The sequence below is a fragment of the Stenotrophomonas sp. YJH_SMC_131 genome, from assembly GCF_059367975.1.
On the sequence record NZ_JCAFRJ010000001.1, the window covers coordinates 820,635 to 832,995 of the forward strand.

The following is a 12,361-nucleotide window of genomic DNA, read 5'->3' on the forward strand; positions in this document are numbered from 1 at the left end:
GCGTTACCGCAGCAGGAACCGCAACAAACCCGCAATCTTCGAATACGGCGGCCGCAGCCGGTCGCTGGCCGCCCAGCGCGACTGCCACAGCACCGGCAGCCGCTTGCTCATCGCATCGAACCCGGCCCGGCCGTGGTACGCGCCCATGCCGCTAGCCCCTACCCCGCCAAACGGCAGGCCATCGGCGGCGAAGTGCAGCAGCGTGTCGTTGACCGTCACCCCGCCGGCCACCACCTGGCCGAGGATGCGCTCCACCGTGGCCGTGTCATGGCTGAAGGGATACAGCGCCAGCGGCCGGTCACGGGACAGCATGTCGGCCAGCGCCGCCTCCAGGTCCGGGTAGGCCCGCACGGGCAGGATCGGCCCGAAGATCTCCTCGCGCATCAGGTCCAGGTCGTCCGGCGGGTCCAGCACCACGGTCGGTACCAGCAGGCGCTCGCGGTCGGCGCGCGCGTCGTCCACCTGCGCCAGCGGAATCACCGGCACCCCGCGCTGCCGCGCCTGTCCCAGGTAGCCCTGCAGGCGCCGGTACTGGCCTTCATTGATGATGCGGGTGTAGTCGTCGGCATCGCTGAAGTCGCCATAGCGCTCGCGCACCTGCTGCTGCAGCGCCTGCACGAACTCGCGCTGGCGCGCGGTATCGATCAGCACATAATCCGGCGCGATGCAGGTCTGGCCCGCGTTGAACCACTTGCCGGTGGCCAGCCGTGCGGCGGCTTTGTCCAGCGGGAAATCACGGCAGACGATGGCCGGCGACTTGCCGCCCAGTTCCAGCGTGACCGGTACCAGATGCTCAGCCGCGGCGGCCATCACCTTGCGGCCGACCGCCGTCGAGCCGGTGAACAGCAGATGGTCCAGCGGCAGCGAAGACACCGCAGCCGCCACGTCCGCCCCACCCTGCACCACTGCCACCCGATCGGGCGGGAACACGCTGGCCAGCAGATCGGCCAGGAACGCGCTGGTGCGCGGAGTGTGTTCCGAAGGCTTCAGCAATACGTGGTTGCCGGCGGCGATGGCGGTGGCCAAAGGCACCAATGCCAGCGTGACCGGGTAGTTCCAGGGCGAGATCACCCCGACCACGCCCAGCGGCGTCGGCCGCAGCTGCGCGCGCGCCGGCCACAGCTTCCATCCCGCCGATGCCCGCTGCGGCTTCGACCAGCGCCGCAGGTGGCGACGCAGGTGGTCGATGGCCGACAGCACGCTCATGCCATCGGCCAGTTTCGATTCAACGTGGGCACGGTGGCCGAAGTCCTCGGCGATGGCCTGGGCCATCTCGTCCAGGCGCGGCTTCAGCGCCTCGCGCAGGCGGCGCAGGTCAGCTTCGCGCTGGTCCAGCGACGGGCGCTGCGACTGCCAGGCGCTGCGCAGGGTGTGCAGGAGGGCGGGCAGGTCGGCGGGGACGGTGGTGGTCATGGGCCGATTGTAGGGTCGAGCCATGCTTGGCTCGCATGCCAACCTTCACGCCGTGGCACGGGCTCTCATTGGGATACCTCCCAACCGCCTTGCATGCGTTCACCCTCGCATGCAAACCCGTCCATCACCACGTCTTCTGCTGGTCGGTTCGATCTGCCGGGCATGACTGTGGCTCTGGCAACTCAAGCGGAATCTTGATCGGGTACTCGGGGCTGCCGTAGGCGTAACAGGAAGTGGTGACCTGAATCTCATCGCAGGGCAGGAAATGTACAGTGATGCCGCAGACATTCTGGTTGGTGTAATCCGGGACGGCGACGATTTTGCTGTGGTAACGCTTTTGTGCCTCGATTTGTTGCAGCCAGGCGTCGTACTTCGCCTCATCAGCAAATCCAGGAAATCCATTTGAGCCTCCTACCCCCGTTTCCCAATCGACCCGTACCATCGTTCCTGGTTGCCATTGATCTGGGGCCATGTAGCAGCACCCTCCACCGCCACCTTGATACGGACCAATAATGTCAATCGCCGAACGGCCATCGACACTGAACCGGTTGATCGCCCAATGGGTGTGGTTGACGCCATAGATCGCGCTGGCTTCCACAGCGTAGGCAGACAAGAGCAGAGGTGGGCCAGCAAGAAATGCCAGCGCCACCCGCTTCAAAACAAACATCATTGAAACTCCATAATGTATAGCCCTCACTTCTTGTCCGAGGGCACCAAGGCCCTACTCAGGCGCAAACTCCCGCCTCCAGTCACGCAGCATCTTGACCTCCCGCGCGATCACTGCTGATTCTGCTGCGGGCGAATCGGAGAACAGTTCACCCGAAACTGGAGTTCTTCTCAGGGGGGCTTTTGGATCACCTACGAAGAAGTGGGGTGTAAAGCAGTAAGGCTCATCGCCCGATTCCGTGGGCTGCTTCACCAACGTCGCGAACACGGCATTCGTCGGCACGCTCGGTCTGGCGGCTGAACACCACGGATGCGACGAGACGATGTCCTGAATCCGCGCACCAGCCCGACGTAACTCCGTGGGACTGAAAACCTTGCCGAGAGAGACTCGATGTACCCGATAGGTGTCGACTTCCGGTTGCGCCTCAACAAGCCATCCTGAGTTGTCATGCGATGTGCAACTGCAATCGCAGGTCACCAGCGTTGCGTTTGGTACGGCTTTGTTCCAGGACAGCCAGACCTTCTCTGTCTTGCAAAGTTGTTTGATCACGGGCGATCTTTCCTCGACTCGCAGGCTTCCCTGCGGTGTCGCACCGCCGGCGGCTACATGCGTTTCTGCGCCGGCCGCTGGCGCTGAGACAGTGATGATCGCTGCCAGAAGTACGCTGCGCATTCCCCGATCCGATTCGATGAATCACACATGCTATGGAGCGTACTGGCGAACAAAGGGAGTTCGGGCCATTTGCGTCAGAAGTTGGCAGTTCTTGCTAGAAGTCCCCGTCTTCCGTGTGGCTGGATACGTCATCCCGCACCGGTACGATCAAATACTGGGCTGATATGTAGATTCGTACTTGTTTCATTGCCGCACGACGTCAGCGCGCTGAAGGTATTATCCCACCTCCAATAACATGCGTAGATGCGACGCGTATTTGCATTTCTGACCGGATGTCTTCTCATGGCCGGAGCTTCCGATGCCAGCGAGCAGTCCATTGATGTCGCGGCAGTCGGCCTGAACGCCGAGCGCGAACACATCCCATCGGTGGGCGACAGCCTGGCTGTCGTCGTCGGCGAGCTCGAGGGCGATGCCACACCTGGTGCCAGTATTGGCAAGGTGCTCGAGATACTTGCAGAGAGACTTGAACGTACGACCTGCCATGTCCAGCCCACGGACAATGACAGCTCACGTTCGTCCGGCGTGACCTGCGGCGGACCCGATGTAGACAGCCTCTTCCCGGACTACACCGCCTTGCGGCAGGCGAGCACACCGGCGGAGCGTGATCGGTACGGCCGTCGCTTCCTGGACGCCTATGCGACGTTGCTCAGGGATGCTCCGGATGTCGCCCTCACGCGACCAAGCGAGGATGAGGCGGCAGATGGGCTGTTACATGTACTCTTCCCGTTCAAGGCCTGGGACGAGAAGCTGAACATTCCACGCCATGACGTGTACTTCCCGTTTGTTCCTGTGTGCAACCTCGTTGTCGCTCGCGCTGCGCGCTGCCCGGGAGCCGACCAGCTGCGCAGGGAAATTGGTCGGGCAGGCGATGAGAGTGAACAGCGCTTGTTGTGCATCAAGGAGTTCTCGACGCGGCAGCTGGCGGATGAAGGTGAATGCCCGGAAGCCACCACCACCAGCCCCTGATGCCCATCACATGCTCCCGCCTGAAATTGACGGTTTCCTGGAGAATGAATTTGTTGAGCTTGATCTTCACTGTGCTCGCAGCAGCGGCTTCAACAGAGGATGCGAAGTCTGGCAGCGGGAGATGGGTGCACGCTCGCAGCAACATCACCTTGCGATACGACGGCGAGGAGAATGGACGCTACCGGAACCTGTCGGTGATGAAACAGGGCAAGCTGGTGCGCCGCATAGCGTCGCGCAAACGCTCGTACTCTCTATTCGAGTACGACACCGACCCGGCGACGTCCCCTGACGGTCGGTATGTGCTTGTCACTGACGTGGAATCCGGTGAGGTTGGCATGCCGGATGGACGCCGTTCTCTGCATGAAAGGCAGTACTGCGGTTTCATCGACACACGAAGCGGTTGCCTGCTTGCGCGTCAGACCGGGCAATTCTGTGGAGGGCAATTCAATGACGCTGGCGCCTGGGTATCTCCCGCCCTTCCTGACCTGCACCCCTCTGAGGTGCGTCCCACTGCGGAGGACTATGCCACAGCCCGCCTGAGTCCCTCGGATGCACCCGATGGTTCCCTCGACAATCTGCTTCGCTGCGACCCACCAGGCCCAGGCAACAGGGACCACTACGGGAAGATGATCGATGCGGGGATCTTTGACGTCACTCCCTCGCAGAGAAGGGCACTGTACGGCGGGTAGAGCTGACTGTTGATCGACCGCACAAGGCTGCAGCGTGTACTGCATACCGCGAGGGGTCAGAGCCCATTCGCGCGCGAATGGGATCCGACCCCGGTCGCCACCCCACAAACAAAAAGGCCGCGGTCTGCACCGCGGCCTTTCCTTCACTGCATGGAACCCACCGGTTACTTGGTGATATCCACGTTCTTGGTTTCGCGCAGGAACAGGCCGCCGATCACCACCGACATCAGTGCGATCGCGATCGGGTACCACAGGCCGTAGTACAGGTTGCCGGTACCGGCCACCAGCGCGAACGAGATCGCCGGCAGGAAGCCACCGAACCAGCCGTTGCCGATGTGGTACGGCAGCGACATCGAGGTGTAGCGGATGCGGGTCGGGAACAGTTCGACCAGGTAGGCGGCGATCGGGCCGTAGACCATGGTCACGTACAGCACCAGCAGCCACAGCATGAAGATGGTGCCGGCGATGTTGATGCGGGCGCCATCGGCCTTGGCCGGGTAGCCGGCGGTGGTCAGGGCGGTCTTCAGTTCCGCACCGAACGCATCGGCCTTGGCCTTGCCTTCTTCCTTGGTCAGGCCGGCGGCCTCATACGAGGTGACGCTGGCGCTGCCCACGTTCACCATCGCCAGCGAACCGGCGGCGGCGGGCTGCACGTCGTACGGCACACCGGCCTTGGTCAGCGCGGCGGTGGCCACGTCGCAGGAGCTGGTGAACTTGCGCAGGCCCACCGGATCGAACTGGAACGAGCAGGTAGCCGGATCGGCCACGACCAGGGCCGGCGAGCTGCTGCGGGCTTCTTCGATGGCCGGGTTGGCGAAGTGGGTCAGGCCCTTGAAGATCGGGATGTAGGTGATGGCCGCCAGCAGGCAGCCGGCCAGGATGATCTTCTTGCGACCGATGCGGTCGGACAGCCAGCCGAAGAAGATGAAGAACGGCGTGCCCAGTGCCAGCGCAGCGGCGATCAGCAGGTAGGAGGTGGTGGCATCGACCTTCAGCATGCTGCTGAGGAAGAACAGCGCGTAGAACTGGCCGCCGTACCAGACCACCGCCTGGCCAGCCGCCGCACCGAGCAGGACCAGCAGCATCAGCTTCAGGTTGCCCCCCTTCAGGCTGTCGCGGAACGGGGTCTTGGAGCCCTTGCCTTCAGCCTTCATCTGCTGGAACAGCGGCGATTCGCTCAGCTGCAGGCGGATCCATACCGAAATGCCCAGCAGCAGGATCGAGACCAGGAACGGGATGCGCCAGCCCCAGGCTTCGAAGGCCTCGTTGCCCAGCGTCATGCGGCAGGCCAGGATGATCAGTAGCGACAGGAACAGGCCGAGCGTGGCGGTGCACTGGATGAAGCTGGTGTACAGGCCGCGCTTGTCGTCCGGCGCGTGCTCGGCCACGTAGGTGGCGGCACCGCCGTACTCGCCGCCCATCGCCAGGCCCTGGGCCAGGCGCAGGATGATCAGGATCACCGGTGCGGCGAAACCGATCGAGGCGTAGTTGGGCAGCACGCCGACCAGGAAGGTCGAGATGCCCATGATCAGGATGGTGACCAGGAAGGTGTACTTGCGGCCGATGCGGTCGCCGAGGCTGCCGAAGAAGGCCGCGCCGAACGGACGCACGAAGAAGCCGGCAGCGAACGCCAGCAGGGCGAAGATCATGCCCGTGGTTTCATTGACGCCACTGAAGAACTGCTTGGCGATGATGGCCGCGAGCGAGCCGTACAGGAAGAAGTCATACCACTCGAAGACCGTGCCGAGGCTCGAGGCGAAGATGACTTTCTTGTGGCCCTTGGTCAGGGTGCCCGCCGCATGGTGCGGGCCTGGTGCAGTGCTGGACATAAGACGCTTCCCCTCCGAAGCAATCGTTGTGGGTGGGTGCCGACCGTTGGCCGGCACTCAATTCGGTAGGTGCCAACCTTGGTCGGCGCCCCATCTCGGTAGGTGCCGACCTTGGCCGGCACCCCATCTCGGTAGGTGCCGGCCGCTGGCCGGCACGCTCTTAGAAGCTGTACTTCGTGGTGAACTGCAACCGGGTGATGTCACCCTTGTTGCCGTTCTCCACTTCGCGGCGGCCGTACATCAGCTCGGCGCCGATATCGACCTTGGGCAGCGGCGAATAGAAGATGTTGCCGCGGATGCTCTGCACGCTCTTGGTCACCAGCGGGCCGAGGATGCTGTCGTTGTCGTAGTCGCTGCGCGCGTAGATCAGGTTGGTGCGCAGCTTCGGCGAGAACGCATGCCGCCAGCCCACGTAGCCGGCCAGCACGCCGGTCGGGTTGAGCTCGTCGCGGGCCACGTCGTAGGCGCTGTCGGCGGTGATGCCCAGGCCGATGTAGCGGGCGATGCCTTCGCCGCCGGTCAGCTGGTAGTGCAGCGAATCGCTGTCACCCATCACCCACTTGCCGCCCAGGGTCAGGCCGCCAGCCACCTTGTCGGCCTTCGCGCCGGTGGCCTGGTTGTCCACCTTCAACTGGCGGACGATGCCACCGACACCAAAGGTGCCCCAGTCGCCCTTCCAGCCATAACGCATGGTCAGGTCGGGCAGGCTGCCACGGTCGGAGTTGGCGCTGGCGTTGGTCCAGGCCCCGGTGACCGGGTTGCGGGTACCGGTGAGGGTGGTGGTTTCCGGGTTTTCCAGTGCGACGCTGAAGCCGCCCTGGGTGTAGCGCACCTGGGCCTGGCGCACGAAGATCACGCCGTCGGTGGGGCCGACGAAGTCGACCGCCTCCGGCAGCGCGGCCGCGTCCATGAAGTTGGACCAGGTCTGGCCGGCCATCCAGTTGTTCCAGTACATGTAGGCGTGGCGCAGGGTTACGCCATAGGTATTGGTGGCGGTCTGGTTGCCCAGCGAGTTGCCGAAGAAGTCCATCTCGAAGAACGCACCGGCCTTGTTGCCCGATTCGCTCACGTTGTCGATGCCCAGGTTGAAGCGCGAGAACTTGGCGTGGGCGTTGAAGTCGGTGCCCGAACGCTTGCCGCTGCCGCCGGCGCCTTCCACCGGGGTCTGGCCCGGCAGGTACAGCGAACGGCCGGTGGCGTCGTCGGCCAGCTGGCCATCGCTGGTCTGGGTGGCCAGGAAGTCGGCCTTGATGAAGCCACCGATCTTGACCGTGGTGCCGGGCGCGGCGCCCGGAGTGATGGTGGTGACCTGGATCGGCTGCTTGCCCGCCGGCACCGAGGCGACCGGCTTCTGCCCGGCCTGCACCGTGCGCACTTCGGTCACCGCCTGCTGGGTCTGGCTGATCTGGGTCTGTTGTTGTTGCTGCGAAGACAGCAGCAGCTGGACCTGGCGTTCCAGTTCGGCAACGCGTGCTTCCAGTGCCTTCTCTTTGGCGGTCTCTGCGAACGCCATGCCCGGTGCGACCAGGGCGACCAACAGGCAGGCCGCCAAAGGTGTGCGCACGGCTTTCAACGTACGGTGGCTCATGTTGCCCTCTCTCCCAAGTGGCAAGGTGATGCCGCGCGTGGGGCACGGTCGAGCCGAGACTGCGGGGCGTTCGCGCACAGCGGCTATTGGCCATTGGTCGAACCCGGCCCTGCTGGGCGCTCACTTTCGACCATGGTCTAACCAGGGTGGTGACGCGGCCGGGGGTGGATGGGGCAAACTGAGGGGGATCGGTCGTTGCGATGCTGCGACCGCACATACAAAGTCAACGTGCAAGTGAGGGTGCCATGGCTGATATCTACCCCGTCGATCCGCAGTTCGCCGCCAAGGCACGCATCGACAAGACGTCGTACGAACAGCAGTACCAGGCGTCGGTGACCGACCCGGATGGTTTCTGGGGCAAGGCCGCCGAGCGCCTGCAATGGATGCGCAAGCCGACGAAGATCAAGAACGTCAGCTATGACCTGTCCGACTTCCACATCAAGTGGTTCGAAGATGGCGAGCTCAATGCCAGCGTGAACTGCCTGGATCGCCAGCTGGAAACGCGCGGCGACAAGACCGCCCTGCTGTTCGAGCCGGACGGCCCGGATGCACCGGCCCAGCATGTGACCTATCGCGAGCTGTACGAGCGCACCTGCCGCCTCGGCAACGCGCTGCGCAACCTCGGCGTCAAGAAGGGCGACCGGGTCACCATCTACCTGCCGATGATCGTCGACGCCGCGGTGGCCATGCTGGCCTGCGCGCGCATCGGTGCGATCCACTCGGTGGTGTTCGGTGGCTTCGCGCCGAACTCGATCGCCGACCGCGTCAGCGACTGCCAGAGCAAGCTGATCATCACCGCCGACGAGGGCCTGCGCGGTGGCCGCAGGATTCCGCTGAAGGCCAACGTTGATGCCGCGCTGAAGCTGCCGGGCACGAATACGGTTGAAACCGTGCTGGTGGTGCGCCACACCGGCGGCGCGGTGGACATGCAGGCCCCGCGCGACCGCTGGTTCCACGATGTGGTGGACAGCCAGCCGTCCACCTGCGAACCGGAACGCATGAACGCGGAAGACCCGCTGTTCATCCTCTACACCTCCGGTTCCACCGGCAAGCCCAAGGGCGTGCTGCACACCACCGGCGGTTACCTGCTGTACGCGGCCTACACCCATGAAGCGGTGTTCGACCTGCGCGAAGACGACGTCTACTGGTGCACCGCCGATGTCGGCTGGGTCACCGGCCACAGCTACATCGTGTACGGGCCGCTGGCCAACGGCGCGACCTCGCTGATGTTCGAAGGCGTGCCGAACTACCCGGATACCTCGCGTTTCTGGAACGTCATCGACAAGCACAAGGTGACCATCTTCTACACCGCCCCGACCGCCATCCGCGCGCTGATGCGCGAAGGCGAGGAGCCGGTGAAGAAGACGTCGCGCGCGTCGCTGCGCCTGCTCGGCAGCGTCGGCGAGCCGATCAATCCGGAAGCCTGGCGCTGGTACTACGAAGTGGTCGGCGACAGCCGCTGCCCGATCGTCGATACCTGGTGGCAGACCGAGACCGGCGGCATCCTGATCTCGCCGCTGGCCGGCGCGATGGACCTCAAGCCCGGTTCGGCCACCCTGCCCTTCTTCGGCGTGCAGCCGGCGCTGGTCAATGCCGATGGCGAGATCCAGGACGGCCCGACCGAGGGCAACCTGATCATCCGTGATTCCTGGCCGGGCCAGATGCGCACGGTGTACGGCGACCACCAGCGCTTCATCGATACCTATTTCCGCACCTACCCGGGCAGCTACTTCACCGGCGACGGTTGCCGCCGCGACGAGGACGGCTACTACTGGATCACCGGCCGCGTTGACGATGTGATCAACGTGTCCGGCCACCGCATCGGCACCGCCGAAGTGGAAAGCGCGCTGGTCTCGCACCCGAAGGTGGCCGAAGCGGCCGTGGTCGGATTCCCGCATGACGTGAAGGGCCAGGGCATCTACGCCTACGTCACCCTGGTGGCCGAAGAGGCACCGAGCGACGAGTTGCACAAGGAACTGGTTGCCTGGGTGCGCAAGGAAATCGGCCCGATCGCCACGCCGGACCACCTGCAGTGGGCGCCGGGCCTGCCGAAGACCCGCTCGGGCAAGATCATGCGCCGCATCCTGCGCAAGATTGCCGAGAACGCGCCGGACCAGCTTGGCGACACCTCGACCCTGGCCGATCCGTCGGTGGTGGCGTCGCTGGTGGACGAGCGCAAGGTGCGCTGACGTACGACCCGGGGTCGGATCCCCGGGGTCGGATCCCGTTCCGCCAGGAACGGGCTCTGACCCCGGAGGATCTGGCCCCATGCAGTTTCCCCCCACGGTTCCCCCCGACCATGACCACCCTCCTGATTGCCGATGACCACCCGCTGTTCCGCGAGGCCCTGCGCGGGGCCGTGCAGCGGGTCATCCCCGGCGTGCAGTTGTTCGAGGCCGACAGCGTGGAAGCGCTGTATGCACTGGCCGACCAGCACAATGACGCCGACCTGGTCCTGATGGATCTCAACATGCCCGGTGCGCAGGGTTTCAACGCGCTGGTGCACATGCGCTCGCTGCATCCGCACCTGCCGGTGGTGGTGGTGTCCGCGCGCGAAGAAGCCACGGTGATGCGCCGTGCCCTCGACCACGGCGCGCTCGGCTTCATTCCCAAGTCCGCCGACTCGGACACCATCGGCCACGCACTGGGCACCATCCTCGATGGCGAGACCTGGGCACCGCCGGAAGCGCACAACGTGCCACCCACCGGCAGCGAAGAACGCGAAGTCGGCCAGCGCCTGCGCGAGCTGACCCCGCAGCAGTTCCGCGTCTTGCAGATGCTCGGCGCTGGGCGCTTGAACAAGCAGATCGCCTACGACCTCAATGTCTCCGAAGCGACGATCAAGGCCCACGTCACCGCCATCCTGCGCAAGCTGGGCGTGACCAACCGCACCCAGGCCGTGCTGATGGCCGGCAAGCTGGCGATCGACGACGACGCCATCGTGCTGCCGCCGGAAGAAGATTGATCGTAACGGACTGCGGAGCCGAGCATGTGCTCGGCTCCGCAGCCTTCATGATGCCCCTGTAGAGCCGAGCCCATGCTCGGCTGCTCTTGGCCTCAATACCGATCACCCCCAAAGCCGCCATCGACTCCATACATAGGGGTATTCCCCGATGCGCGTGGCCAGCCCAGCACGCACTGGATTGGCTGCAATGTACATCGCCTGCGTGCGCAGGCACTCATCGCTGCGCAACGCATGGTCGTAGTACCCCGGCTGCCAGATCGGTGCGTTCGCATCAACGCGCCTGGCGATGGATCTTCCACCCCGGGACTTCAGGATCTGCATGCAGCCGGCCAGCGTTCCGGTACGCAACTCGACCAACCAATGCAGGTGGTCCGGCATGACCACCCAGGCGAGGGAGGAGGTCCGCCCCGTCCGCTCTACGGTGCGCAGCGCTTCGATCAGCAGATCGACATTGGCCTTGTCGTCGAACCAGGGACGGCGTGCGCGTGTCACAGCCGTGATCGCGTAGACATTGCCGGTCTGCGACCAGCGACCAAAGCGGAGTGCGGGACTGGCCATGCGAAGAGGCTATGGCACGCATGACAGTCTCTCCATCAGCGAAATGCCGTGCTGCATGTCGGCGAATGCTCCAATGTAGAGCCGAGCCCACGCTCGGCTGCCATGTGAAGCAGCCGAGCATGGGCTCGGCTCTACAGGGGCGGGCGTTACCCCACGCCGTGCAGGTGTTCGTACAGGATCGTTGCGCCGATGATCACCAGGATCACGCCACCGATGATCTCCGCACGCTTGCCGACCATGCTGCCCAGTACGCGGCCAAGCATGATGCCGACGGTGACCATGGTCAGCGTGCACAGGCCGATCACCGCAGCCATCACGCCGATATGTACATCCATGAAGGCCAGGCCGATGCCCACCGCCATCGCGTCGATGCTGGTGGCGAAACCGGTCAGCGCCAGCTTCCAGAAGCCGTGGTGTTGCGACGGATCTTCGTCGTCCTCAGCACTGTCGGGGCGCAGGCCGTTGTAGATCATGTGGATGCCCAGTGCGCCGAGCAGACCGAAGGCGATCCAGTGGTCGAAGGCTTCGACGTATTGCAGGGCAGCCCGACCGAGCAGCCAGCCGATGATGGGCGTGATCGCCTCGATGACGCCGAAGATGATGCCGGCACGCAATGCATCGCGGAACACCGGCTTGCGCATGGCCGCACCCTTGCCGATTGCAGCGGCGAAGGCATCGGTGGACATGGCAAAGCCGATCAGGAGGATCGAAATGGGGGACATGGGCGGTGGCTGAGGTCGGGCTAGGACGGACGCACGGCCTGCGCTCGCGCCCAACCTGACGTTGCGCGCGCGGGCCGCTGGTCTCGCCAACCATCATGGTTGTCCACGCCACGGCGCACTGGCCGAGTATGTTGACGTGGACGATTCCTGCGAAGGAATCCGGCTACTCCCCAAGGGGACGCGAAGCTTAGCATCGCGATCCGCACGTGGCGCATTTCCAGCGAAACGCGCAGGCAGGGCTGGTTTGTATAGCGATGGCTATATCGGCGCCGCTATGCGTTCGGGAGCCGAG

The 12,361-nt window shown here is 64.4% G+C and carries 10 protein-coding genes and 1 riboswitch; of the genes, 3 read left to right on the forward strand and 7 right to left on the reverse strand.

The features are described from left to right. Nucleotides 1-3 precede the first annotated feature (3 nt). The 3 genes from AC5P56_RS03760 to AC5P56_RS03770 form a co-directional block, all read right to left on the reverse strand. Entirely contained in the window at nt 4-1,413 is a 1,410-nt protein-coding gene (locus tag AC5P56_RS03760; protein WP_241887608.1) for a coniferyl aldehyde dehydrogenase, read from the reverse strand. A gap of 124 nt (nt 1,414-1,537) precedes the next feature. Next, nucleotides 1,538-2,080, reverse strand: a complete 543-nt coding sequence (tli1a, locus tag AC5P56_RS03765) for a Tli1a family immunity protein (protein ID WP_126411533.1) — start codon at nt 2,078-2,080, stop codon at nt 1,538-1,540. A 54-nt stretch (nt 2,081-2,134) separates the two neighbouring features. After that, a complete protein-coding gene (locus AC5P56_RS03770; protein WP_126411534.1) occupies nt 2,135-2,752 on the reverse strand; it encodes a hypothetical protein in 618 nt (205 codons plus the stop codon). A gap of 282 nt (nt 2,753-3,034) precedes the next feature. On the opposite strand from AC5P56_RS03770, the gene AC5P56_RS03775 reads away from it, so the two are divergent. Next, nucleotides 3,035-3,718 (forward strand): hypothetical protein, encoded by a 684-nt coding sequence (locus AC5P56_RS03775; protein ID WP_126411535.1) that lies wholly within the window; start codon nt 3,035-3,037, stop codon nt 3,716-3,718. An 853-nt stretch (nt 3,719-4,571) separates the two neighbouring features. Here the strand turns inward: AC5P56_RS03775 and AC5P56_RS03780 are convergent. Further along, nucleotides 4,572-6,236, reverse strand: a complete 1,665-nt coding sequence (locus AC5P56_RS03780) for an MFS transporter (protein ID WP_014648890.1) — start codon at nt 6,234-6,236, stop codon at nt 4,572-4,574. 160 nt (nt 6,237-6,396) lie between these two features. Continuing rightward, complete coding sequence (locus AC5P56_RS03785) at nt 6,397-7,824, reverse strand: DcaP family trimeric outer membrane transporter (protein WP_032957835.1); 1,428 nt, start codon at nt 7,822-7,824, stop codon at nt 6,397-6,399. A 245-nt stretch (nt 7,825-8,069) separates the two neighbouring features. Between AC5P56_RS03785 and acs the strand changes: the two genes are divergently transcribed. After that, on the forward strand, nt 8,070-10,013 hold the full coding sequence (acs, locus tag AC5P56_RS03790) for an acetate--CoA ligase (RefSeq protein ID WP_126411536.1): 1,944 nt from the start codon (nt 8,070-8,072) through the stop codon (nt 10,011-10,013). A gap of 110 nt (nt 10,014-10,123) precedes the next feature. Then, nucleotides 10,124-10,789 (forward strand): response regulator transcription factor, encoded by a 666-nt coding sequence (locus AC5P56_RS03795; protein ID WP_006477308.1) that lies wholly within the window; start codon nt 10,124-10,126, stop codon nt 10,787-10,789. A 102-nt stretch (nt 10,790-10,891) separates the two neighbouring features. Here AC5P56_RS03795 and AC5P56_RS03800 read toward each other — a convergent pair whose 3' ends face one another. Then, complete coding sequence (locus tag AC5P56_RS03800; RefSeq protein WP_049442103.1) at nt 10,892-11,347, reverse strand: REP-associated tyrosine transposase; 456 nt, start codon at nt 11,345-11,347, stop codon at nt 10,892-10,894. A 146-nt stretch (nt 11,348-11,493) separates the two neighbouring features. Further along, a complete protein-coding gene (locus tag AC5P56_RS03805; RefSeq protein WP_032957840.1) occupies nt 11,494-12,069 on the reverse strand; it encodes a manganese efflux pump MntP in 576 nt (191 codons plus the stop codon). An 88-nt stretch (nt 12,070-12,157) separates the two neighbouring features. Next, a riboswitch (yybP-ykoY riboswitch) is annotated at nt 12,158-12,247 on the reverse strand. Between the last annotated feature and the right edge of the window lie 114 nt (nt 12,248-12,361).